This is a genomic window from Leptothoe spongobia TAU-MAC 1115, assembly GCF_018739885.1.
GTDB lineage: Bacteria > Cyanobacteriota > Cyanobacteriia > Phormidesmidales > Phormidesmidaceae > Leptothoe > Leptothoe spongobia.
In genome coordinates this window covers 20,262-45,054 of sequence record NZ_JADOES010000039.1, presented here as the reverse complement: position 1 = coordinate 45,054, position 24,793 = coordinate 20,262, and the positions used below count along the sequence as shown (strand labels likewise).

The window sequence follows — 24,793 nt, the reverse complement described above, 5'->3', positions numbered from 1 at the left end:
AGCGCCTTGAGTGTGTCATGTTTCAGTAGAACTCAGTGAGTAGCCACTACTGGACATACTCTTCGATGGGGCCGTTGTAGTTTAGGGTGACATTGCGATCTCGACCTGTACCTTCTACCGTAACAACGCTGAGGATAGTATATTCTTCTTCTAGTGCCACTGCCGTTGGCTCGCCACCGCGAATGGTGAATTGCCACATTGCGGGTCCTAGCATTTCACAAGGGGATGCGATCGCAGCTCCATGCATAGCCGCTTCAGCTCGATACGCAGACAGTCCACCATTGGTTAACTCTGCTATTTGGCGCGCTTCATTTTTGGCAGCATTAAGGGCTATTTGCTCGGCTGGCGTGGTAGCAATGCAAGCACTCTCATTGGCTGAGTTCTGTTTTTCGCTAGCAGTTACTTGTGCCATAGTCGGCATAGCCGTACTGATGCTGGTTGCCAATATTAGGCTGGACAATAGAGCAATGCGCTGCATTGGATGATGCTCCTCAGATATAGTTTGCTGCTAAAGCATACATGGTACTTCAAGTAAAATCAGTACTTGAGGTAAATCAGATTCATGTCAGTAGGAATTACAATAATGATGTTGGAGGAATCCTGGTGGAGAGTGGTCTGATGGCCAAGACAGCACTAGAGCTAAGCCCTGAAGAATGGAAGCAATATTCGCCACCAGTGCGAACGGCTACCCCTGAAACGAGAGATCGTTGGCATGCTGCATGGGAGCTGATTCCTCAGTTAGTAAAGTTACTGCGTGAAGACTTTGGTGCAACTACAATCAAGGTCTTTGGATCGGCAATTAATGTAGATTACTTTTCCCTAGACTCTGATATTGATATTGCTGCTTGGGATATTCCCATTGATAAATACTTTCTGGCGGTTTTGGCTGTTGATGAATTCACCCCTGATTTTAGGGTCGATTTAGTGGATCCTGCAATTTGCCGTCCAAAACTCCTCCAAAATATTGAGGAAGAAGGCATTGAGGTATGACACAGTCGCTGCAACGATTGGCGGACAGAATTCAGGATGAGTTGAGTAAGATAGAACTTTGTCTTCAACGTTTACTTAAAGCGTGGCAAAGCTTTCAGACGTCAAAAAATGAACTATTTTTGGATAGCGTAGCGCTCAATATTCAGGCTGTTTACAATGGCCTAGAAAATATATTTGTGCTGATTGCTAAGGGCATTGACGGTAGCTGTTCATCCGATAGCAATTGGCACCAAGGACTACTTAAACAAATGGCAGCTGAGATTCCGGGAAGACGACCTGCTGTTATTTCTGACCATAGTTTTCATGCTCTGAGTCCCTTACGTGGAGCCCGACATGTTGTAGTCATATATATCCATTTGAAATAGATGATGCCCGTCTGGGACAGACCGTTCAACTTATAACACCTATCTTTCAACAGGTTAATCTGGAGATATCTGCGTTTGCAGAATTCTTACGAGCATCGGCGTTATAACAACCGTAGAAAAGAGAGATAAACTTATCTGTGATGATTTCTAACCCAGTCGCCAACGCTGGGCATACTTTCGTAAGTAAATACCGATTGCCTGTACCGATAGGAATAGATGAGTAAACGTTGGCAGCATAGCTGAAATACCGACAACAATACCAAAGTAGATATTTTTGAGATTGTGTTTGTTGGTGGGATTTTGCACAGCTGCAACTACGCGAGATTCGTACACATCCGCTCGTGTAGCTAGAGACTCTGGTGAATGTTGAATGATGCTGATCAGCCAGCCAGAGAATGAGAAAACAAATAATACCCACCATGTGGCAACAATAGCAATTACCACATCAACACTGAGGTGAGCGATATAGCTGGCCAGTGAAGTCGTTTTTAAAGCCCGTTTAGCAATCCAAACCGTAATAAAAAACGACAGGCTATCAAATAATGCTCCCAATATGCCTACTGGAAACTGGAGCAAAAAATAATGTATGCGTTCATCCCCAAATGCTTCGTGGGGAAAAGCGGTGAGCAGTGCCAGCCAATAGCAGCTCATATTGAGCAGCGTAAAAAAGATAAATAATTTGGGAAAAAAGCTGATTAAACTTCCCCGCTTAGTATCGTAGTAATTGAGCAAGCGTCCCAGGGATTTTTTCCAAATCGCCATGACAGGGCGCGTGCGCAATTGGCGCAGGGAAGTAAGAATTTTCATAGAAGTTCAGGAGCCCGTTTAGCTGGCCAATTATAGATAGGTATTTTGCCTACCATAGCCAAAAAATACAGAATCAGGTACCGTACCTCTCTGAATATGAGTGTGCCAGTTCCTACACTGGCTATCGAGCTAGGTGGGCATGGGTGCCATTGCCTGCCCTGATCAGACCAATCTTTAAATCGTGCAACCAGCGTTTTTTGGGATGCTAATCTGCCTACATGCGTTCTAGGACTGGAATACCCAGTAACGATAGGCCCAGTTGTAGGGTACGAGCGGTTAGATCGCACAGCATCAAACGCGATGTCCGTTGAGGTTCCTCTGCTTGGAGAACTGAGCAACGGTCGTAAAACTGATTGAACTTTTGGCTTAGTTCAAATAAATACTGGCATAGCCGATTGGGGTATAGATCCCGCGCTACTTCCATGATGGTGGTGTCGAGTGCGAGCAGGTGTTTGGCCAGTGCTAGTTCTGAATCATCCTCTAGCAAAATGGCTGCATCGCCGAGCTGGGAAAAGTCGATGTTGCCTTTGCGGCTAATGCCCTGGACTCGCACATAGGCGTACAGCATGTAAGGGGCTGTATTACCTTGGAGAGCCAACATCTTGTCAAAACTAAAGACGTAGTCACTGGTGCGATTTTGACTGAGGTCGGCATATTTAACGGCACTGATGCCCACAGCCGTAGACACCTCCTGGACAAACTCTGCCGATTCCTCTCGACTTTCATCAGCAATTCGTGTTTGTAAATCTTTTTCTGCTCCGGTGACAGCTTCATCAAGTAGGGACTTGAGCTTAACGGTTTCACCAGAACGGGTTTTGAGTTTTTTGCCGTCTTCTCCTTTGACCAGACCAAAGGGGACATGTACTAGCTCAACGCCATCAGGGATCCAATGGGCGCGATTGGCCACCTGGAAGACTTGCGCAAAATGGTTCGCCTGACCTGCATCGGTAATGTAAATCACTCGCTGGGCTTTTTCGTCGACGGTGCGTTGTCGAATAGCGGCAAGGTCGGTGGTGGCATAGTTAAAGCCGCCGTCAGACTTTTGCACAATCAGCGGCTGAGGATTCCCGTCTTTGTTGGTAAACCCTTCTAGAAAAACAACCTGGGCACCCTGGTCTTCTTCTAACAATCCCAGGGATGTAAGATCTTTGGCGACATCTTCGAGTAAGGGATTATAAAAGGATTCTCCCCGCTCTTGAATCGTAATGTCGAGGCGATCATAAATCTTTTGAAACTCTTTTCGAGATTGTTCACAAAGGAGCTGCCAGGCTTTACGGGCGCTTTCATCGCCAGACTGGAGGTCAACAACGGCTTCGCGGGATGTGGTTTTAAACTCCTCCTCCTCGTCAAAGCGCTGTTTGGCTTGCTTATAAAACTCCACCAGGTCACCAATATCGACCGAGGATGACTCGGTAATGGCCTCAGGACAGACATCCCGCAGATGAGTGATCAACATGCCAAACTGGGTGCCCCAGTCGCCGACATGATTTAGACGGAGGACATCGTGGCCGAGAAATTCTAAGGTGCGGGCGATGCACTCTCCGATGATGGTGGAGCGCAGGTGACCCACGTGCATTTCTTTGGCGATGTTAGGACTGGAGAAATCGACGATGGTTCGCTGGGCTGGTGTGGCTGTGGGGACACCTAGACGATCGTCTGAGTAAATGGCTTTGAGCTGTGCTTGCAGATAGTCGGTTTTGAATTTGAGGTTGATGAAGCCAGGGCCAGCGATTTGTGGTGGTTCGCAGAGGTCATCGATGGTGAGGTGGTCGACGATTTTGGTTGCGATCGCACGTGGCTTCTCCTTCAATCGCTTGGCCAGGGACATGGCCACATTCGCCTGATAGTCACCAAACTTAGGATTATTCGTCGCCACCAGCACCGGGTCTGTACCCTCCAAATCGGGGCCAAACGCATTCACCAGGGCTGTTTGCAGGCGTTGTTTTAGATCGTCGAGGGTGGATAGCATGGACACCAATGAAAGCAAGCAACCTATAGCCTATCAACTCCCCTTACACATTGCGCTATATCATCCATGGAGAGCCAAAAAAAACTGTGTCCCATTCACCCAGATGGGTGATGTCCCTATGGTTTTACCTAGGTAACGATTGGTCTGTAACCCAAAATAGATTGGGGATGGCCTTTGACTGTGCCTTAGCCGTCAATGCATCGACCTTCTTGGTGTGATTTGTGTGGTGTTCCTATGACTGTGTTTTCCGGTTTTCCCTTGGGTTTTCCATATTTTGTGCGTTTAAGTCTCAGTGCACTGACGGTTAGTACCCTGACCCTGACGAGTTGGGTCTCGATAGCGGCCATTGATATTTGTGGTTCAACGGCGCTGGCGAGTCGGCAGTTTGGCCAGGATGGTCGCGATGGTCGCGATGGTAGAACGGGGCGCGATGGCCGAGATGGAACTAGTCAGACGATTTGGGTGACCGGCGATCCAGTCCATCTAGATCTATCCGGTACCGATGGAGAAGATGGTGGTTATGGAGAAGACGGTGAATGGGTGCGTTGTCGACGCCAGCCCCGTGATGAACGCCAGGACTTGCAAGCGGCGGATGGCGGTGATGGCGGTGATGGTGGCAATGGTGGACGCGGTGGTCATGGCGGCAATCTGACGGTGCATTACACCAACCCCAGTGAGCTTAGGCAAGTTTTAGTGACAGCCGATGGTGGACGTGGTGGACGTGGTGGACGTGGTGGGGATGGTACCGATGGCTGTGATTGTGCCGATGAGCGTTGGACCGTTGAAGTCTGTAAGGACGGTACTTGTCAACTAAAAGAGTATGAATGTGACGACGGTGATGATGGTGCCGATGGTCGTAATGGTCGAGATGGTGATGTTGGCAGCCTTGGTCAGCTTGTTTTGATCAACCAGGTAGACCCATTACCTCAAGAATCGCCTCGCCAGTCTCATTCTGTAGCCAGCTTGGCAAATCTGACTGTGAATCTGTCACGAAATCTTTGGGATACTCGCAGCGGTGCCAAAACCTTATTAGCCCCCGGCTCGACCATTGCCAATACCTATCAAGTTTATACTGGTCATATTGAACGACAATTTGCCCTAGATTGGCAGGCCCCTCAGCCCTCCCAGAGCTTTACGGAAGCAGTTGACCTGGAGTTACAGCCTGATGGTCAAGTCAGTATCGATTTTCCTGAGTCCTACTGGCTTTTGGGCGAAACGCTAGAACAAGAAACCCTGACCACCTATCGCGTGGATGGCATTGTTCCTGTGGAGGAAGTGACTCAGCTGGCTGTAGGGCGGGTTGATGGTCGTAGTCGTACGTTTGAATTCAATGTGGTTGACTTGGCCCAGCGATCGGATGTATTAGAGACTCGGTTTGAAGTGCGCTATAGCACCTCAGGTGATGATGGTCGTCGTCGTCGCTATGATCTCGAATTTGAGGGGCCAGTGCCTGAAAATCTAGTACAACAAGATCACAATCGATTTACCCTGGCTCTCGGACGATTGCCAATCCGCTCTCAATTGTTGAGTGGTGGGACCAGGGCTCAGGTGGAGTTAACGATTATTCGTTCTTTTGGCAGTAATGTGGCGGAACAGACCTTGACCTGGGAAGGAGAGATTTGAGGGAGAGAATTTTGAATTGCTAGTTCTGAATTTTGAGCTGTGGACCAGTAGCCCCCACCTCCCAGAAGTTAGAAGAGGTGAGGGGCCAGGGGTTGTTATACAGCTACCTGGAAGTACACATCCACCATATCGATAGTGCTACCATTACGTTTCGCAGAACTATGCTCACCGTGGACGTTACCAGCCGCATCCGTGCTAAACACATCAACGTAGTCGGTCACGAGGTCAGTGATGCCTGCAGTAGTCAAACTCACTAGCTCACCACTGTCAGTCACACCGTTTTCGTTGCTGTCTTGCCATAGACGCAGGTCGGCAAACATGTCGTCGGACTCATTCACCAGGCCATCACCATTGCTATCAAAGGACTCCAGCTTAGCAAAGCCTTCACCAACGCCACCACCAAATAGCTCGGCACGGGAAGAGATTAAGCCATCGCCATTGTTATCAATAGCTAGGAAGCCATCTTCACCGGAGAGCCAGCCAGTGTTCACGGCGGTGCCAGTGTTGAGCATGTCAAACATCACACCCTGATCAATGCTGACGGTCTGAATGCCATCACCATTCAAATCAAACGAGATGGGTGAATAGACAGCATAGTTATCTTTGATATAGATCTGTTTCTCTCCTGTGTAGACCTCTTGATCGCCAATCTTCTCAATATTGAGGCTGAAGCTCTCAGTGCCTTCAGTGGAGGTCTGCCCAGAGAACATTTTACCGAGCTGGATTTCCTTCAATGCAGAAATGTCGAAGGACTCGGAAGTATCGCTCCCGGCTGCAACCTTGACAACAAGTTTATCGCCTTGGGCACCAGCTACTTCGAAGTCATCTGTAAGGTTATGGGCACCAACAGGTAGTTGGTTCAGGTCCCCGGAGAACCAGTGGGTGCCGTTCCAGTAATGCGCTGCGTAATAGCGGTCATAGGTATTAGCCGTGTACAGCTGGCCCTTTTCACCCCATTGCACATTGTGAGTATAAGGATTTGACAGGCTCTTAATTGTTTCTAACTGATACCCATCGGCCTGTTTCGCAGTGCCGTTGTCGATGTTGATGGTAACGTAAGTATCTTGAGTCACGATGCCATCGAGCTTGATCTGATAGGAGCCTGTATTGCCTTCCTTAATGCATTCAGCACCAAGAATCTCGCCCGTTGTAACCGGTTGAGCAACAATTCCTGCATCTAGGGTAGAGTTGTGCTCACCAGCGGCTAGGGTGACGATGTGAGTCATGCCGTTGGTGGGGTCAGCATCAGAATCGATAGTGTCATCGTTGCTGCCCATGGATGCCACTAACTTAATGTCATCTAAGCGGGCACCACGGCCATAGGCTAGAGCTGTACCAGTGGAAAGAAACTCAAGTTGCTTAGTACTGCCATCGCCTTCAAAGGTGACGGTGTAGTTCTTCCAGTTATAGCCATTGCTGCCAGCCCCATCTTCTGCAACCGCTAACAATGTGTCACCATCCAGGCGAACTTCCATCGAATTCACATCTGCACTGAAACCAGGGCGAGCTGCATACTGGAAGGTGAGGGTATATTGCTTACCTGCTTCAGTGTCAATGTCGCGATAGATGTTGCGAGCATCGTTGTAGTAATCGATGGCATCATCATTCAGTTCGATGTGGTTGTGGCCATCTGCAGAGTTACTAGTGCTATGGATTTCAATATAGCCATCAGTGGATTGCCAGCCTTCAAGAGAACCGCTAACAAATGCTGTATTCTTCGCGGCACTTTCAAAACTGGTGTCAAAGATGACTTCTTCTCCAGTAATCTGAGCAGCATTAGCTTTGGTGAACTCATAACCATTAGGCAGATGAGAGAAGGTTACCTTATACTCTTCGCCAGCATTGAGGTTATCAAATAGATAGAAGCCGTTGAGGTCAGTAGTGGTTGAGACGTTCGTATCATCAGCGTTGCCGATCACACCATCAGCACCACCGCCCGTGAGTGTGACTTTAACACCTTCGACGCCTTGCTCATTATCGTCTTGGATACCGTCTCCGTCGGTGTCATACCAGACGCGATCGCCCAGACTAGCACTGGGTAATGCTACAAGGCCTGCGTCAATAGTGGCATCATATTCACCGGGTGTGAGGGAAATAACATCCGTAATCCCAGTGGTTGTATCGGCATCAGAGTCTAGGGCGTCATTTCCTGCATTGGCAGCCGTAAATTCCTGACCTTCAGGCGCTTCAAACTGTACCTTATAATCCCCCGCTACTACGGTAAAGTCGTAGTTCCCGTTGGCATCAGTTTGCTTAGTCTCAACGATTTCATCATTTTCAATAGTGCCATCGCCATCGAGATCAGCCAACAAGTTAACTGTGACATTAGCCACACCTTGCTCGCCCGCATCTTGGATGCCGTCGTTATCTGCATCAAAGAAGACTTTATCACCGAGTTTGGCCAGTTCTACGGCAGCAATGACCACCTGAGCATCAGGAATCAAATCACCATTGTCTTCAGGAACAAGAATGATGGCCATTTTTTGACCATAGTCAGGGACAAATCCTTCCCCATTTGCCTGAGCTGCTGCCACAATTTCATTGATGCGTGCTTGCTGCCAATGATCGCCTTCGGGGCCAACATAGGCAGAAGAACTTTCATCATCTAGCAATGCCCACATGGCCTTTTGGATGTCGGCCCAAGTATAGTTGCCACTACCATTGGCAGATGCTTGGTTAGTGAAGTCCTGGTTGAGCACCCAGTTAACCAGGTCCATGTTGTCAGGCTGTTCAATGTCTACCTCATCCGGTAGGGTTTCATAGCTGGAATAAACCTGTGCAGAGTAGCTACGACTGGTGTATTCACTCGGGTCAATCACACCGTCATAGTTCTCATCGTATGAAATGTCGAGACCGCGATCCGCATCAATGCAAAAGCCATCATAGGTACCGTTGAGGGCACCGCCATCTTCTAATATCAGGTCAAAGGTTCTTGTATCGGTTGGATCGTCGAACTGATTATGGAAGAAGTTGACTGTTTTGATGGTGATGCGATCGGGTAAAGAAGCACTGAGGGCTTGAATAGTCATGTTGATTCCTTTAAAAGTGTGTTGACATGGATGAAAAATCACTCGACCATACGCCTTGTGGCAGCAGCATGTTGCAACAGTCTTTGCTTAAGACGTTGTCGCTCTATGGCTGCCTATGTTTGGACAGATCAATCAAGCCGCCCTTGTAAGTTCAAGGGTATGATTGTTAGGTCTGATGGCGTGTGGTAAGTGTTGAGAGTGTTGTCAAAACAACAGAAGTTGTTGACAAGCTTGTTTAGATGCCGAGATTAAGTTTGTGCAGTGAGATGGTGATGCATTTAGCTTTTCAAGCGAAGCTTCCTGGGAGGGCAATGATAGCGCTCGCTGAGTATCGTATGTCTGGATACTCCAATAACAGTTGAAAAAAGCAGTTGTATTGCATAACCTCTTCGCGTTTAGACATGTTGCCGACACTGGTGAATATCCGGTGGCGATATGCTCAATATAACTGTTGTCTCGGTCGAATTTCTTAAATGTGATGCAAATCACGATTTAGTTTTTGTGAGCATAACAATTAAATTTGTTATGGACTAAGTAAGTTCCGTAGTATGTTTTTTCTTGATACTAAAAATATTGTCGATAAAGCTTGAAAGGTTTTATATGTAAGGAATTCAGGCTTCTTTGTGTTCAGCCTGATGATTTTTCTAAGGAGGCAAGGCCTTGAGAATGTATGTTTCTGGATAGGTATTTCTTAAGAAAGTGCTTGCTTCTCTATGAATCTTTTTTGAAGGGACTATGGATTTCCTGTTAGGCAATTATTTGCTGGGCACTGCCAGTTTAAATCGCTTAGGGTCTATAGGGTTTGTGGCTGAAGTGATTGCATGGATGATAATGTCGATGCTTTTTAGGGAATAAGGATTGGCGTTAATTGTGGCTTGAGCCTTAGGGCTGGTTTTGGGGTGGAGCTGATTCGATGTGAATTCCTCTTTTTTGAAGGGTGGATCAATTGGAGGAAAGCATGGGGATGCATCGATGGGGTGCTCAAATCTTGTCTCTATGGGATAAGGATTTTATAAGATCCAAAAATTATGTCTGAAGAGGTTGCCATGGCAACCTGTACATCAAAAGATAGAACCTAATTGAATCCTCATTCCTATACGATCAAGATTTTGATTTGTTTTTGAATTTTCTCTTATCGTTGACTCTTTATGTCAAAGAGTCTTTTATTCCTTGTCCTGCTAGCCACCCGGTTGTCCAGGCGCTTTGAAAATTAAAACCACCCGTGATGCCGTCGATGTCGAGAATCTCTCCGGCAAAGAAGAGGTTAGAGCATAGACGACTTTCCATGGTTTTGAAGTTAACTTCTTTTAGACGGATGCCACCACAGGTGACAAATTCGTCTTTGAAAACCCCTTTGCCCTGGAGAGCATATTCTCCCTGGCAGAGTTCTTGGGTGAGTTTGTTGATGGCTTTGTTGGAGAGGGTGGTCCACTGTGTATTCGACTTAATCTGGGCTCGTTGGACAAAGTAGGTCCACAGGCGTTTTGGGGCGGGGGTAGGATTGTGGTTTGAGATCGCACGTTTACCCCCCTCACTCCTTGCGGTTTGTAATTGAGCCCTGACGTTATCCTGACTGAGTTGCGGTAACCAGTTGATGAGGACGGTGCCTTGGTAACCCTGGTCGTGTAGCGCACGAGCACCCCAGGCGGAGAGCTTTAAAACGGCAGGACCACTGAGACCCCAGTGGGTAATTAGCACTGGGCCAGTTTGAGTCAGGGGTTTCTTGTGCCCTGGCAGTTTCAGTTTGATCTCCACCGGATCCATAGATAGGCCGCTGCGCTGGCGCAGATCACTGTCTTTAATGGTGAAGGTAAAGAGAGAGGGGACCGGTGGTTCGATGGTGTGACCAAGACTTTTGGCAATGCGATGACCCTGGGGACTACTGCCGGTGGCGAGGAGGATGCGATCGCACTTTACGTCACCCTCTCGCAGGCCAACTGCAAAGCCTGACCTTGTTTTTATGACTTGTTTGACTGGTGCTTTCGTTTTGATCGTCACCCCTGCCTGTAAAGCTGACTGCATCAGGCAGTCCACGATAGTGGCAGAATCATCGGTGATAGGAAACATGCGGCCATCGGCTTCGGTTTTTAGCTTGACGCCGCGTTGTCGGTACCAGGCGATGGTGTCCTGGGGCTGAAATCGAGAAAATGCTCCCCGTAAGGCTTTACCACCACGCGGATAGTTTTGAACCAGCTGGGCCGGATCAAAACAGTGGTGGGTGACATTGCAGCGACCGCCACCGGAGATCCGCACTTTGGCGAGACATTCGGGACCGGCTTCGTAGAGGGTGACGGTGGTCTGGGGATTGGCATGAGTGGCTGCGATCGCACCAAAAAAACCTGCTGCACCACCGCCAATGACGACTATTCGCTGTTTTTCCACGCTACGTTGCTGATACCTTCCCAGAGATGGTGGGCCATGACCTACCTACATATCTTGTTTTCACAAGAAAATTTATATTTTGTACTTTTATTGCCGTATATTAATTAATGTGAAGGTATCTAAGGTTTCTGACGTAGAAGTCAAGGTACTTGATAGTGATGATTGCCTTGGCTGTCTGAGACTTGTAGGGTTTTGGGCAGCCATTTTCTTTGGGTTGCTGCGCAGTCTCTCATCATATCGAAATATGACCACACTTTTATGTGAGTCCATGGCAAAATCAGCACTATTGCCGCTAAGCCTGCTTCCCATCAATGTCCCACCCCCTATCCCCTGATAATTACCGCCGATTTTTACAGTCTCTCAAGGACCGTATTCGCTCGGCTCAGGTCAAGGCGGCCTTAGCGGTGAATCAAGAGCTAATCCTGCTCTACTGGCAGATTGGCCGCGAAATTCTCAACCGTCAGCAGCAAGAAGGGTGGGGTACCAAGGTGATTGATCGCTTGGCTAAGGATCTCAAGCGTGATTTTCCTGATATGACAGGGTTTTCTGCTCGGAATCTAAAGTATATGCGTGCCTTTGCCGATGCTTATCCTGATGGTCAGCTGGTGCAGCAGGTGCTGTCGCAGATTCCCTGGGGGCATAATGTCAGGCTGTTAGATGTGCTCAAGGATCCAGACGAGCGACTTTGGTATGCTCGCCAAACCATTGAGAAAGGCTGGAGCCGCAATGTTTTGCTCATGCAAATTGAGCAAGGTTTACATAAACAGACAAGCGCCGCGATTACGAATTTTGAGCGCACGCTGCCGCCCGATCAGTCAGATTTGGCCAAGAATCTGATTAAGGATCCCTATAACTTCGACTTTCTCACTCTGGCAGCTGATGCCCAGGAGCGAGACCTGGAGCAGTCTTTGCTATCTCATATTCGTGATTTTTTGTTGGAGCTGGGGGTGGGGTTTGCCTTTGTGGGTAGCCAATATCCGATTCAGGTGGGGACCAAGGAGTATGCCATTGACTTGCTGTTTTATCACCTGAAGCTGCGGTGTTTTGTGGTGATCGATCTCAAGCTTGGCGAGTTTGAACCTGAATTTTCTGGCAAGATGAACTTCTTTGTGTCAGCGGTGGATGAATTGCTGCGTCATGCAGATGATCAGCCGACGATTGGTATGATTTTATGTAAGTCCAATGATGCCACGGTGGCGGAGTATTCTCTGCGGGATGTGAACAAGCCCATTGGTGTGGCGACGCATCAGTTAGGGCGGGAGCTACCGGCGGATTTGCAGGGGACATTACCTACGGTAGAGGAACTGGAGCAGCAGTTGGAAAGTGCTCAGTTGCCTGAGACTAATTAGGGGTGTTTGGGGTTTTGATAGCAAGCTGAGTCAATGCATTGATCTCACATCTTGCACCTAGTGAAGAAGCGTCAATCCGCCTTGGCCTCAAAGTCACAAGGCTAACTGGATCAAAACCCGCTATAGGGGTTAAGAGATCGGTAAAAGCTATATGTATAGAGCTTCACAGCCGACCTTGTCGCTTTAGCGACAGCCCTCGATTAGCGCTCGGTTTTGAACCGAGCGTGGGCTGAGGCTCGTCTCCAACATTAGTGCAAGATCTGAATTTATCGGATGGCTCTGCTCATAATTGTTCTCAGTTTCTGGAGTGCAGGAAATGAGCTCAGGCACATCAGCTAAGTCTGAGAAAAAGCACATCTCGGTCAAACTTCAAAGGCGATTGGAAAACCTTGAAAGTGCAATCACAACTCGAAAACCAAGAGAACCATAGGATCGGGTGGCAGGCCGATTAGCAAAACGACGGGCAGAGCGACAATACTCTGCATCGAAGTGCCACGATCCACCACGCAGAATTCGATATTCGTCATCTTCATTAGTCCTATTCGTTATCCAAACACGACCATCAGTCGGTGTGCCCTCATAATTGTCATGCCAAATGTCCTGGCACCATTCCAAAACGTTGCCATGCATATCGTAGAGACCATAAGCATTAGGCGGGTAAAGTCCTACAGGAGTTGTTCCATATTGGTTGCTCCCAAAGCTAGCCTGCTTCGCTGTAAGGGCATCTCCAAAGTAATAACGTGTTGTTGTACCAGCCCGACAGGCATATTCCCATTCTGCTTCACTGGGTAAGCGAACAGTGATTCCAGATTGCTTGGAAATTGTTTCGCAAAACTCAACCGCATCATGCCAGGATACTCGCTCTACTGGCTGATCTTTGCCTTTGAAGTCACTTGGATTATTGCCTGCAACCGCTTGGTACTGCTCCTGTGTAACCGGATATTTTCCGATCCAAAACGGGGGTATTGTCACTTTATGTTGTGGTCTTTCATTGCCTTTGCTGTCCTTTTCGGTATTAGAGGCTCCCATGAGGAATGTCCCACCAGGAATATGCATCAGCTCAAGGGTGATACCGTCGCCTAAGTCTAGGATTCTTGCCTCTGTAGTCGGATAGGACACCTCTGGGGATGATGGTTTAGATGGTTCATTCGAGGCATGGGCCAAAAAGATACGGATCATCAGCTAAGGTTGTGCTAAGTAGGCAAGGGTAGAAAAGCTCACGTATATTTCAAAATGTAAATGCAGTGGAATCCTATGCTTTAGAAGGCTTTTAGCTCAGTTTACAAAAGGAAACGTAGTTGATTATTTCAAGCCCGCCCTACTTATTTGTTTCAAACTGTTAGCCATTCAGATTTCCTAAAAAGAAGCCTATGGTTGGCTACCGGAGTGGCAGAATCTTATCTAAACCTAACTCTCTAAGGCTTCATCTAAGCTGACTGCGCCTGCTCCGGTGTAAATCACCATCAGTAGCCCGCCAATCAGGCCCACGTTTTTTAGAAAGGCATTGAGCTGTTCACCGTCGGCTACAAAGTTATGAAACATCAGCGTTGCTGGAATCAAGAAGAAGATTAGCAGTATCGCGCCGATTTTAACCTTGTAACCCAACAGTAGCGAGAGGCTACCTGCTAGTTGAAAAATGATCGTGCCTGCTGCTAGTAGACCTCCGAGGAAAAGTCGTTGGCCAAGCATATCGGCAAATCCGCTGAATCCCATGAGGTGAGTAATGCCCGCTTTTACAAAGATGAGGGCTAAGCAAATGCGGGCGGCGAGGGGTAGATACTTCATAGATCGGACTCGGTGGTTTCGTACGTTTTGGGGACCAGGTATAGAAATAGATACCACCACACCAAAATCACAAATGCTGCTGGTGTAGTGATCCACCAGCGATGTAGCCATACCCAGCTAACGGTAGGTACTGCTAGGCCGGTCAAAGCAATGGACCAGGGCTGACACCACCAAGGCTTGAGCTGCCAAAATGACTGAGGTTGTTCGGATGGTTCCATGGATGAAAAAAAGTTACTCAATACACCACATCAAACTAGGGTAGCGTGCTGTCAATGTGTGGGTGTCGATGCTCCATGGCATGCATCAATTTGTGAGGTGCTGATACATAGCTGATGGGAGGGCCAGATCCCATCGTCTGAATTCGCTTCAATTAGCGAAAAAAAAAGCGGTTGAAACAGTAAAAACTGTCTCGCCCGCTTCTTGTTAACCCACCCCAGGAACTGCCCATTAAAAAACAGACAGCTCCGGTTCTGAAATTGCTAGCATCAACAGACACCAGCAAAACCTGAGGAGTTCACTAGTAACTGCCTAGGAACCGCAACGTAGCCCTGAGAAGTTACCTCACGTGTCTAACTCAAACTCCGATGCACATAATGTTTCGAAGGTGTTAGAAACGTGTCGAACTATCAACTTGATTTAAGAATCCCATGAGAAGATGACAAATAGGTGTAATTACTTATTTTCTTTAGAATTAGGTCCGAACTGTTGCAATTGATACGTTTCACGCTTGATCCCCGGTAAGCCTTGGGTGGATTTGGGGGTTCCTTCTCATTTTTTGGTGGTTTTGGGGATGGCTTTTTTCTTGAGGTGCGTTATCTATGTCAGATTTAGCCAATGCCTACGATGTTAGTAATTTAGGGTTTTATCGGCAGTACCATGGCCAGCAGCTTTATTACCGTTGGGAGGGGACGGTCTGGTGGCGGCTGTCGCCAGAGGATCCTTTGGAGCGGGTATTTGCGATCGCAGGCATGAATGCCACCAAGGTATTCCTCTGCTCCGGTGCCAAGGGCGAGTATGGCCATCGCATTAACCGAGAATTAGGTCTTTACTGCGATTTAGCCACTGGCGATGTCCTCACCCATTGGCAACCTTTTCCCGATCAGCCCCCCGTGTCAGTGGTGCCTATTGCCAACCGGGTAGTCCAGGGCGACGTTTCGCCAAAAACGACGCAAATTCCTGCGGGTGAACCCTATCTCAAAAAAGTGCAAGAAATTCCCCTCACCTATCCCCATCCTTTGGCCGCTGATCCTAAGTACCGCGATCACTGTCCTGGCGATACTTTTCAGGGCACAGAATATTTCACGACCTATGGGACGCGTCCTGGGGCGACTGCACCCACACCACTATGGGCCAGGGATTGCCCCTGGCTCCCCTGGATGAAGCTGGGCTATGGGCATCCAGCTCGCCTCAGATTTGAAACGACGATTCAGCGGGTGGATCGGTTTGCAGATCTGAATCCAAAACTGATAGAGGTGATTCGTCAACGGGTGCCTATCTATGAGCACACTCCAGATGCCACTGACGAACCTAACGTTACCAGTACGACTTATTTCAAGCAGTATTTTGAGGCGTATCAGTCAGGGGAGACGTTTCCGATTCGGGAGACTGAATAATAGGACGGTCGGGTTTGCACAGTAAGCTATGGGGTCATCAAACGCTGCACCTGAATGTCTACATCCTGAAAGGCTATCGGGGATACGGTGCCAGTTTGCAGCAGATCTTCAGTGTTGTATTGTCCGTTCTGGGGATTTGTGAAGACGTAGAGTTGTTTATTTTTTAGACTGACGACCCAATATTCCTGGATGCCTGCTTCTGCGTAGGTGATTTTCTTTGTTGTCAGGTCTTTGGTTAGGGTGGCGTCAGAAAATTCGATCAACCAGTGGATATTGTCGGGATAGGGATGGTGCTCTAGATAGACGGTGCCTAAGGGTTTTACGATCGCTAAGTCAGGGATAGGTTCCGAATTGTTGCTCAGAGTGATGGGATGGGCTTCGCGAACTTTGGCACGATGGCCCAGTAGCCCCCGGAGGTAGTCGCCGACTTCGCTGTTGTAGTAGGCGTGGGGTTCACCCTCTGGCGGCATGATGATGATGTCTCCGCGTAGTAGTTCGACGGGCTGGTCGTCGAATACGCCAGCATGGATGGCTTGGTGATACCGGTCAATGGTCCATTGGTAGGTGGTGACGGTCATAGTCACTGAGCCTCAAACGTTGAAAAGGTTGAGCGTATCGGTAGTTTTAGTATGACAAATTTGCGATCATCAGAAGGTTAGCGTTATCCAGAAGACTCACTCAACTGTGGAAAAATCTTAGGCTGCTTCATCTGCCCCAACTATTCCCTGATGAGCCGTAAAATACTAAAGCTTGGGCTAAGTCAGGAGGATTAGGGTGTGTCTGAATCGCGGGCAGTTGAGCGTTCCGCCGATTGGTCGTGGCCATGGTGGCCGCTGTTACCGCTGTACCCCTATGGACAGCGACGTACCTTACGCCGGGAGGTAATCACCAACCAGGTTTGGACCTTTGACCAAATGCAGGGCATTTTATACGTCGTCGTGCCCATTCGCATGACCGTCATCCGTCTGGCAGCGGGTGGTTTGCTTGTCTACGCCCCCATTGCTCCCACCCCCGAATGCATTCGCCTGGTCAATGAACTAGAAGCTCTCCACGGCGAGGTCAAATACATCATCCTACCTACGGTCACTGGCCTGGAGCATAAAGTATTTGTCGGCCCCTTTGCCCGTAAATTTCCTGCCGCCCAGGTCTATGCCGCCCGCTATCAGTGGAGCTTCCCGCTCAATCTGCCCCTCAGCTGGTTGGGCTTTCCCATGGGTCGCACCCACTGGTTGCCAGAGAATCCAGCAGACGCTCCCTTTAGCGACGAGTTTGACTATCGAATGCTGAAGCCAGTCAACTTAGGTATTGGCCCCTTTTCAGAAGTCGCCCTGCTGCATCGTGCTTCCAAAACATTGCTGGTGACTGATTCTGTCGTATCGATTCCTGCCGAGCCGCCAGCGATTGTGCAGTTAGACAGCTATCCTTTGCTCTTTCATGCCAAAGAGAGTGCTGATGATGCCCCAGCCGATACGGCTGAAAATCGTCGCAAGGGATGGCAACGCATTGCCCTGTTTGCTTTCTATTTTCGTCCCGATTCCCTGAAAGAACCGCGTTGGGGGCGCGTATTTCAGCAGCGGAAGACGGCATCGGATCGGTCCAAACGGGCTTACTTTGGTCTGTATCCGTTTGATTGGGCACCTAACTGGCAGCAGTCCTTTGACCGTCTGAGCAGCAATGGTCGCTTGGTAGTGGCTCCAGTGCTGCAGTCACTGATTTTTAACCGGGGTAGCCAAGCCGTGTTGAACTGGGCCGATCAGGTCGCGGCTCTGCCGTTTGAGTCTGTGATTCCCTGTCATTTAGATGCACCGATCAGAACAGATGGCGCAACGTTTCGTAAAGCCTTTGCTTTTTTGGCTCCTGAGAATCGATCAGGCCGAGGGGGGGAGTTGCCAGAAGCGGACTTTAGCTTACTGAATAAAATTAGTCGCCAGTTGGAAAACTTTAGGATTACGCCTCCTCCTGGCTAGAACCCCGGTTTTTAGTGAGATCCCTGTTGCCTCAGAACCCCGGTTTTTAGTGAGATCCCTGTTGCCTCAGAACCCCGGTTTTTAGTGAGATCCCTGTTGCCTCAGAACCCCGGTTTTTAGTGAGATCCCTGTTGCCTAAATATCGGCAATCTGAAAAACCGGGGTTCTAGGAGATCGATGCCTACCTATCGGCAATCTGAAAAACCGGGGTTCTAGCTGGATATCCCTTATCCTTGAAACTTAACCTTTTTCAAAAATGGGTTTTACCATGGTGGCATCTCCCCAACAGCCCGAGCCGTCTGTTTCTGCACAACGGCCTGACGACCCTCAGCTCAACTGGCGGACCTGCTGGTATCCCATCACCTTTGCGGTGGATTTACCTGCCGATCAGCCCTATGGATTTTCCATCTTTGCTGAGCCCTTTGTCATCTTTCGCGATCACCAAGACAAACTCGTGTGCCTGGTGGATCGCTGTCCCCATCGGTTAGCAAAACTATCTGATGGTCGTGTCACCGCTGGTCGTCTGGAATGCCTCTATCACGGGTGGCAGTTTGGTGACAACGGCACTTGTCTCCATATTCCTCACTTGCTAGAGGGTGCTACTGTGCCTGATCGCGCTCATACTCAGTCATTTCCAGTCCAAGAACAGCAGGGCATCATTTGGGTTTGGGCGGATGGTGACGTGCCACCGACTCCGGTGGCTCCGCCTGCGATCGCAGATTTAGAAACAGACGGTGTCTTTCAGGTCGATACTGCCACTGATCTCCCCTTTGACCACACTTTCCTGGTAGAGAATCTGCTGGATCCTGCCCACGTTTACATTAGCCATGGTGGTACCGAGCTCAATATTAGTCGGGACGATGCAGCTCCTCTGGATCTGGAGGTGTTGGCCACATCGGTGGATGGGATCCAAGGCCGTTTTCGCCGTGCTGATCGGCCCCAGACTCCTTGGATAAAGCTGACGTTTCATGCGCCGATGCTGGTGCACTATGACTTTTCGAATCCGACCTATGGTGTCATCGGGGGGCTGGGTCTATATGCCTTACCGGTTGCTCCTGGTCATAGTCGGATTCTGATGCGACGTTATGGCACCTTTTTTAAGCGTAACTTTACGCTAAAGCCACGCTGGCTAGAGCATTTGCGCCAAAATAAAATTTTGGAGGAGGATCTGGCATTTATTGTGGCTCAGGATCGGTTTTTCCACGAGTCAGGGCAATCGATAAAATCCGCTTACTTCCCACTTAAACATTGCGACACCTTGGTAATGGCACATCGTCGCTGGTTGGATCGCTTTGGCCAGGATCTCCCCTGGTATGTAGGGTTTGCTACCGTAAAGGCCACTACAGTGAGTCAAGAGTCTCAGGGGTTTTCCACCCGCTTTGAGCGCCATACCCAGTCATGTCAAGCCTGTCGCGGGGCTTATGAACAGCTGATTTTGCTTAGACAAGCAGGCTGGGCTGGGGCGGTGACCAGTATTGCGTTAGCGTTGGTGACCGAGGGGCCGACTCATATGGTCTTTGTGCTCAGCTTCTTGTTGGCCATGGTCGCGATCTCAGCTGCCCGCGCTTTAGAAACCCGGTTTCTGTGAAGTGGGCGCTTTCCATTAGAACCCCGGTTTCTGAGAGTTGACTCTCTTTGGCATTAATGTGTCCCATTAGAAACCGGGGTTCTAGCGAAAAGCAAGGTGCTATAAATCTGCAAGGCGGTATCCCAATCGCTGGGTTTGCGCCGATTGAGATCGATATAAATCGGCATATACGGTAACAGCGGTATCATCTCCAAAGCACCCTGACCAAAGTTGCTAAAGTCCTCCAGGGTGGGGCAATTAGTGTCGCGATTGATCGTTTGCCGCAGGCCGTTCCAGCGAATGCGGGTGGAGGTCAGATTGGTTTGGTTGGGGACCAGGGCCACGCTTTTACGAAACTCGTAGGTGCGATCGCAGCCCCGCAAAATAATCTTGCGCCCATGAATATGCAGATCCAGCACCTGAGCATAATCCAGTACTTGCTCTTTGCGCTTGATTTTCCCCCAAGGGCCTTTGTCATTCACCTGCTCAAATAATGGTAGCTGGGCCTGTACGATTTGAGTCACCTCAGACCAATCAAACTGGAGCGAGCCCATCTGACCTGTGGGGCTCTGGCATACCACCATTGGCTGAGGGACGACTGCCTGAAAGGACTTCACTTGAAAGACCTGGACAGTTTTGAGCGCCTCAATCGTGGACCACATGGCAGGAATCCCCACTGCTTGCAGGGCCTCACCATAGTATTGCATCTCTCCAATAGAGCCAGTGCGTTGCAGACGTAGCCCTCGTTTGGGTAGCTGTAACCTGGCCATATAGGGGTCAATCCGCAGGATTTTTGCCAGATCCATGGCTGCCTGCTGCATATCTTCGGGTGGCATGATTACCAACACCCCCGGATCATCACTCCCTAAAACTGCCTTGGCCTCGTCCAATGCTGCTTGACGACTGCTCTCCCGTGCTTGTTGCACTCGCTTTAAGCCTGCACGAGCTTGTCCCATCAGTTTCGGATTATTGACCCGTTTTAAGAAAGTCAGGTAAGTTTTCTCAGCGGCATCCCACTGTAGCGTGCCTTCTTGTAATCGTCCGATAGATAGCAACATCCAGGGGTCCTTAGGATCCGTTTTTTGCCACTTTTTGATCAGTGCGGTAGCACGACGATAGTTCTGGGCCTTGAGGGCAGCGGTGACAAGTTGATGCATAGGGTGACAGATGCAATGGCCACAGGCCAAAATCCTCCCCATTGTAATCATCGAAGCCAGTAGAGGCATACCCACAAAAATCTCAAAACTGCGTCCTAAAATAGGGCAAGGATCAACGAATTTTGCTATGCGCTCTCCAACGTTTCTAACTCAGTTACTGACGACTAGCTTGATGGGGGTTGTCATTGGTTTAGGTCTAGGCTGGAGTAAACAAGCCTCTAAGGTCACTGGTCGCTCAATACCGTTAGCAGAGCAGAGTTATGGGAAAAGCCTTGCTAACGGAGATAGCTCACTACCTCAGCCAGCGTCAGAGCCTATAGAATTCTTGGTCCTTGCCGGTGGTGGAGCGCCCTATTACAACGAAATTGCCCTTGAGAAAAATGTCCGTTACTTTCAGCGCACACTAACGTCCCTTGGCATTGATTTCAGCAATGGGCGACAGTACTTTGCTAACGGTAATGATGGTGAGGCGACGGTGCGCTACATCAACTTTGTTGGGCAAGAGCAATTCAAACCGCCAGAAATTGACAACCTGGATGGAGCCGCCACGGTTGCTAATGCCCAACAGTGGTTTGAGAATTTAGCAAACAACCCTTCTCCATGCCCTTCATTTTTCTATTTTACGGGCCATGGCGCATACAACGATGAGAATCCTGATAATAATGCGATGATTCTTTGGGAGGAAAAGTTTGTTTCGGTGCAGCAGTTGGCGGGTTGGCTAGATGAGTTACCTGCTGATCAGCCATTTGTAACCATGATGGCCCAATGCTTTTCAGGCTCTTTTGCCAATCTCATTTATGAACAAGGCAATCCTGACAATCCTGTTGCGTTGCAAACTCGTTGTGGTTTTTTTGCAACGGTTGCCGAACGTCCATCCGTGGGTTGTACTCCAGCTGTGAATGAAGCGGACTATCGTGATTATAGTTCTAGCTTTTTTGCTGGTTTAAGTGGGATTGATCGGACTGGTAAGACTGTTGCCTCTGCAGATTATGATGCGGATGGGAGAATCTCCTATGCTGAAGCCCATGCTTTTGCTAAAGTCGATGAGGAGACTACTGACTGGCCTGTTTCTACCTTAGAAGTATGGTTGCAAAAGCAAGCAGGAGAAGAGAAGGTTGCTGAGGTTTTCTCGCGACCGATGACTGTTTGGATGGCTCAGGCTTCTCCCCAACGACAATATGTTATCCGTGCTCTGAGTGACAAGCTAAACCTGGATTGGGAAAAATCCTATACGTCTCAAATGCCCCCTGTGGATTTTGAGTCGGTGAGGGGAGCGTATTGGATACGTTTGGGCATGGAGCTGACTAATGTTGCTGTGATCCAGGAGATTCGGCAAGGTGCTGATACTAATACTCAGGCTATTTTAGAAAAACTGACCCTCTGTGAGAGTGGCAGTTTTTCTAACCCTGATGGAGCGAGTCATTAAATCCTCTGCCGATCTGCCGATCGAGGATGTAATGACTCTGAATATATTGAGGCGATCCTAGGGAAATCATGTTTTGGAGGCGAGCTTCAAAGTTCCACCATGTTCTACTGGAATTTGACTTTTATAGGGTAATCCTTTTACATCGCTGTAGAGCTTGATATATTCAATCGCTGAATTTTCCCAGCTAAAGTTTTCAGCCATGGCGCGTTTTTGTAATTCTTTCCAGAAGGGTTTGTACTGGAAGCCTTCCCAGGCACGTACCATGCAAGTAAACAGGTCTAGGGGCTCATAGCGATCAAAGCAATAGCCTGTGCCTTTGCCATTGACTGGATCGTGATGGCTGACGGTATCTACCAGGCCACCGGTACGACGGACAATGGGTACACAGCCGTAGCGCATGGCGATCATTTGACTGATGCCACAGGGTTCAAACCGGGATGGCATTAAGAAGGCATCAGAGCCTGCGTAGATTTTTTGGGCGAGCTGGCTGCTGTACATCAGGTATACGGAGACTCGACCGGGAAAGCGATTGGATAGCTCCCACAGCTGGGTTTCATAATGGCGATTGCCTGAACCAAGCAGTACCAACTGGGCATCGGTATAGGACAAAAAACGATCCATGGTCTGCAAAATCAGATCGATACCCTTTTGCTCTACTAAACGGCTAACCAGACCAATGACAAAGCGACCATCGTTGACTTCAAGACCCATGTCTTCTTGGAGGGCCCTTTTGTTGATGGCTCTTTTTTCTAGGGTTTCTGCGGTGTAGGTTTGCTCGATTTGTTGATCCGTGGCGGGGTTAAACTCATCCAGGTCAATGCCATTGACGATGCCGCTCAGCTTTTCACTGATATAGGACAGGAGACCTTCGAGTTTTTCGCCATATTCCTTGGTTTGGATCTGCTGGGCATACGTGGGTGATACGGCATTGACCCGGTCAGCGTAGAGAAGAGCGGCTGCCATGGTGCTATCGCCCTGCATATACCAGGGACACCAGGTAATTTTGTCCAATTTCCAGCGCCAGGGACCCTGATAAGCCAGATTATGAATAGTAAAGACTGTGGAGATTTCGGGGGACTGATGCATCCATACAGGTAGCATGCCCGTATGCCAGTCGTGGCAGTGAATGATATCGGGTTTCCAGTGGTTCCAGCAAAACTCAGCAGCACCATTGGCGAAGAAGGTAAAGCGCCAGTCTTCATCTTCAGTGCCGTAGATTTCGTTGCCATCAAAGGCAGGATGGCCAAATAGATAAAGGGGCACGTCTGACTTTGGCAATGTGGTTTCGTACACTGCAAAGGCATTGAACATGGCATATCCCCACCAGACGGGCTCTTCGGGGATATCGATTTTGTCTCCTATAAAGCCGTAGTAGGGCATCAATACCCGCACATCATGCCCCATGGCTCGCAATGCTTTGGGTAATGTGCCGACCACATCACCCATACCACCTACCTTTGCTAAGGGTGAGGCCTCTGCTGCCACAAATAAAATTCGCATCCCGTTCCTGTTGCCCCGTTGAAAAACCCACATGCCACGGGATCAAGTCTAGAGGGGGATTGGATCCGTGCATAGTGCTTAAGCCTACGGTTGGGGCCCATATTTTGCCGTAGGGGCATTGCATGCAATGCCCCTACGGCAAAATATGGGCCCATGATCCAATACAGATCAGGGAAAAATTAACGGCTTTCGGCTGAAATCTCATCCAAAATTGTCTGAGCACCAGCGTCTTTAGCCCGCTTTGCCAAAGTCGTTCCCATGGCATCAGCTGTATCTACCGGACCAGAGATTTCGTCTTTCACGAGTGTTTGTCCATCTAGACTCGCGACGATGCCAGTTAGTTTCAGGCTATCGCCTTCGATCACAGTATTGACGCCAATGGGTACCTGGCAGCCGCCTTCTAGCTCACGCAAAAAGGCTCGCTCTGCATAGCAACGCTGGGCAGTGGGAACATGCTCCAGGGTTTTAATGACCGCTAAAATATCTTCATCACCGCTGCGACATTCAATGCCCAAGGCACCTTGACCCACAGCATGGAGAGAAATCTCCGCCGGTACCACTTGCTGAATTCGATCGCCCATCTCCAACCGCTTCAAGCCAGCAACTGCCAGAATGATGGCATCGTACTGACCTTCGTCTAGCTTGCGGAGGCGGGTGTTGAGGTTACCCCGGATATCTTTGAACTGGAACGAAGGGAAATGATGACGTAGCTGTGCTAATCGACGCAGGGAGGATGTGCCAATAATGGCACCCTCGGGTAGCTGATCAAGGGTTTTACCTGCATGCTTTTCATGGACAACCAGGGCATCAGCTGGGTCTTCCCGTTCGGTGACGCAGCCTAGCATCAGACCCTCGGGGAGGCGTGTCGGTAGGTCCTTGAGAGAATGCACGGCAAAGTCTATGCTACCGGCGAGCATGTCGTCTTCTAGCTCTTGGGTAAAGAGGCCCTTATCACCAATTTTGGACAGGGAGACATCTAGAATTTTGTCCCCTTTACTTTCCATGGTCTTAACTTCAAAGTTAATCTCAGGGAAGCGTTTTTGTAGCTCACCCTGCACCCAGTGGGTTTGCACTAGGGCAAGCTGACTTTTACGAGAACCAATCCGGATGGTACGGGTTGCTACATTTGGGGACATAGTTAACAGATTTGTTATGGTTAGACAGCCAGCAAAGGCCTGCTGACAAAAGATTTACACAAGACCTTAAGATTACAGCACAGGTGACCGCTCACGGTCGCAAAGCAGCGCGAGTACAAAGTTCTGTA

General features: G+C 49.1%; 20 protein-coding genes. 8 read left to right on the top strand and 12 right to left on the bottom strand.

Going from position 1 to position 24,793, the window contains the following annotated elements; genetic code table 11:
• Positions 1-46: 46 nt before the first annotated feature.
• Positions 47-478, bottom strand: coding sequence for a hypothetical protein (locus tag IXB50_RS17270; RefSeq protein WP_215610236.1), 432 nt, complete (start codon positions 476-478; stop codon positions 47-49).
• Between the two features lie 41 nt (positions 479-519).
• Between IXB50_RS17270 and IXB50_RS17265 the strand changes: the two genes are divergently transcribed.
• On the top strand, positions 520-990 hold the full coding sequence (locus IXB50_RS17265; RefSeq protein ID WP_246564637.1) for a nucleotidyltransferase family protein: 471 nt from the start codon (positions 520-522) through the stop codon (positions 988-990).
• Complete coding sequence (locus IXB50_RS17260) at positions 987-1,355, top strand: ribonuclease toxin HepT-like protein (protein ID WP_215610235.1); 369 nt, start codon at positions 987-989, stop codon at positions 1,353-1,355. Before IXB50_RS17265 ends, IXB50_RS17260 begins: the two co-directional genes overlap by 4 nt.
• A 147-nt stretch (positions 1,356-1,502) precedes the next feature.
• On the opposite strand, the gene IXB50_RS17255 is transcribed toward IXB50_RS17260, so the two are convergent.
• Together IXB50_RS17255 and argS are read right to left on the bottom strand one after the other, a co-directional pair.
• A complete protein-coding gene (locus IXB50_RS17255) occupies positions 1,503-2,162 on the bottom strand; it encodes a hypothetical protein (RefSeq protein WP_215610234.1) in 660 nt (219 codons plus the stop codon).
• 214 nt (positions 2,163-2,376) lie between these two features.
• Complete coding sequence (argS, locus tag IXB50_RS17250; RefSeq protein WP_215610233.1) at positions 2,377-4,131, bottom strand: arginine--tRNA ligase; 1,755 nt, start codon at positions 4,129-4,131, stop codon at positions 2,377-2,379.
• A gap of 234 nt (positions 4,132-4,365) precedes the next feature.
• Between argS and IXB50_RS17245 the strand changes: the two genes are divergently transcribed.
• Positions 4,366-5,754, top strand: coding sequence for a hypothetical protein (locus IXB50_RS17245; protein ID WP_215610232.1), 1,389 nt, complete (start codon positions 4,366-4,368; stop codon positions 5,752-5,754).
• A gap of 95 nt (positions 5,755-5,849) precedes the next feature.
• Here the strand turns inward: IXB50_RS17245 and IXB50_RS17240 are convergent, their stop codons facing one another.
• Both IXB50_RS17240 and IXB50_RS17235 read right to left on the bottom strand, forming a co-directional pair.
• Positions 5,850-8,783, bottom strand: a complete 2,934-nt coding sequence (locus tag IXB50_RS17240; protein WP_215610231.1) for an SdrD B-like domain-containing protein — start codon at positions 8,781-8,783, stop codon at positions 5,850-5,852.
• A gap of 1,146 nt (positions 8,784-9,929) precedes the next feature.
• Complete coding sequence (locus IXB50_RS17235) at positions 9,930-11,165, bottom strand: BaiN/RdsA family NAD(P)/FAD-dependent oxidoreductase (RefSeq protein ID WP_215610230.1); 1,236 nt, start codon at positions 11,163-11,165, stop codon at positions 9,930-9,932.
• A 311-nt stretch (positions 11,166-11,476) separates the two neighbouring features.
• Between IXB50_RS17235 and IXB50_RS17230 the strand changes: the two genes are divergently transcribed.
• On the top strand, positions 11,477-12,514 hold the full coding sequence (locus IXB50_RS17230) for a PDDEXK nuclease domain-containing protein (RefSeq protein ID WP_215610229.1): 1,038 nt from the start codon (positions 11,477-11,479) through the stop codon (positions 12,512-12,514).
• Between the two features lie 369 nt (positions 12,515-12,883).
• On the opposite strand, the gene IXB50_RS17225 is transcribed toward IXB50_RS17230, so the two are convergent.
• The 3 genes from IXB50_RS17225 to IXB50_RS17215 form a co-directional block, all read right to left on the bottom strand.
• The gene (locus IXB50_RS17225) at positions 12,884-13,693 is read right to left on the bottom strand and encodes a formylglycine-generating enzyme family protein (RefSeq protein ID WP_215610228.1); all 810 of its coding nucleotides are present in this window, start codon (positions 13,691-13,693) and stop codon (positions 12,884-12,886) included.
• 228 nt (positions 13,694-13,921) lie between these two features.
• On the bottom strand, positions 13,922-14,299 hold the full coding sequence (locus IXB50_RS17220) for a DoxX family protein (protein WP_215610227.1): 378 nt from the start codon (positions 14,297-14,299) through the stop codon (positions 13,922-13,924).
• Positions 14,296-14,517 carry a DUF6737 family protein gene (locus IXB50_RS17215; protein WP_215610226.1) on the bottom strand — a complete coding sequence of 74 codons (222 nt, stop codon included), beginning with the start codon at positions 14,515-14,517 and terminating at the stop codon, positions 14,296-14,298. Before IXB50_RS17215 ends, IXB50_RS17220 begins: the two co-directional genes overlap by 4 nt.
• 600 nt (positions 14,518-15,117) lie before the next feature.
• On the opposite strand from IXB50_RS17215, the gene IXB50_RS17210 reads away from it, so the two are divergent.
• Complete coding sequence (locus IXB50_RS17210) at positions 15,118-15,912, top strand: DUF1838 family protein (protein WP_215610225.1); 795 nt, start codon at positions 15,118-15,120, stop codon at positions 15,910-15,912.
• A 26-nt stretch (positions 15,913-15,938) separates the two neighbouring features.
• Here IXB50_RS17210 and IXB50_RS17205 read toward each other — a convergent pair whose 3' ends face one another.
• Positions 15,939-16,490, bottom strand: coding sequence for a Uma2 family endonuclease (locus tag IXB50_RS17205; protein ID WP_215610224.1), 552 nt, complete (start codon positions 16,488-16,490; stop codon positions 15,939-15,941).
• Between the two features lie 198 nt (positions 16,491-16,688).
• Between IXB50_RS17205 and IXB50_RS17200 the strand changes: the two genes are divergently transcribed.
• Positions 16,689-17,879: a DUF4336 domain-containing protein gene (locus tag IXB50_RS17200; protein ID WP_215610223.1), complete on the top strand. Its 1,191-nt coding sequence runs from the start codon at positions 16,689-16,691 to the stop codon at positions 17,877-17,879.
• A 268-nt stretch (positions 17,880-18,147) separates the two neighbouring features.
• On the top strand, positions 18,148-19,467 hold the full coding sequence (locus tag IXB50_RS17195; protein WP_215610222.1) for an aromatic ring-hydroxylating dioxygenase subunit alpha: 1,320 nt from the start codon (positions 18,148-18,150) through the stop codon (positions 19,465-19,467).
• A gap of 53 nt (positions 19,468-19,520) precedes the next feature.
• Here the strand turns inward: IXB50_RS17195 and IXB50_RS17190 are convergent, their stop codons facing one another.
• Positions 19,521-20,603 carry a tetratricopeptide repeat protein gene (locus IXB50_RS17190; RefSeq protein ID WP_215610221.1) on the bottom strand — a complete coding sequence of 361 codons (1,083 nt, stop codon included), beginning with the start codon at positions 20,601-20,603 and terminating at the stop codon, positions 19,521-19,523.
• 127 nt (positions 20,604-20,730) lie between these two features.
• Here IXB50_RS17190 and IXB50_RS17185 point away from each other — a divergent pair, with 127 nt between their 5' ends.
• Complete coding sequence (locus IXB50_RS17185) at positions 20,731-22,029, top strand: Caspase domain-containing protein (RefSeq protein WP_246564635.1); 1,299 nt, start codon at positions 20,731-20,733, stop codon at positions 22,027-22,029.
• Between the two features lie 66 nt (positions 22,030-22,095).
• Here the strand turns inward: IXB50_RS17185 and glgA are convergent, their stop codons facing one another.
• Positions 22,096-23,529 (bottom strand): glycogen synthase GlgA, encoded by a 1,434-nt coding sequence (gene glgA, locus IXB50_RS17180; RefSeq protein WP_215610220.1) that lies wholly within the window; start codon positions 23,527-23,529, stop codon positions 22,096-22,098.
• 179 nt (positions 23,530-23,708) lie between these two features.
• Positions 23,709-24,665 carry a hydroxymethylbilane synthase gene (gene hemC / locus IXB50_RS17175; RefSeq protein ID WP_215610219.1) on the bottom strand — a complete coding sequence of 319 codons (957 nt, stop codon included), beginning with the start codon at positions 24,663-24,665 and terminating at the stop codon, positions 23,709-23,711.
• Positions 24,666-24,793 lie beyond the last annotated feature (128 nt).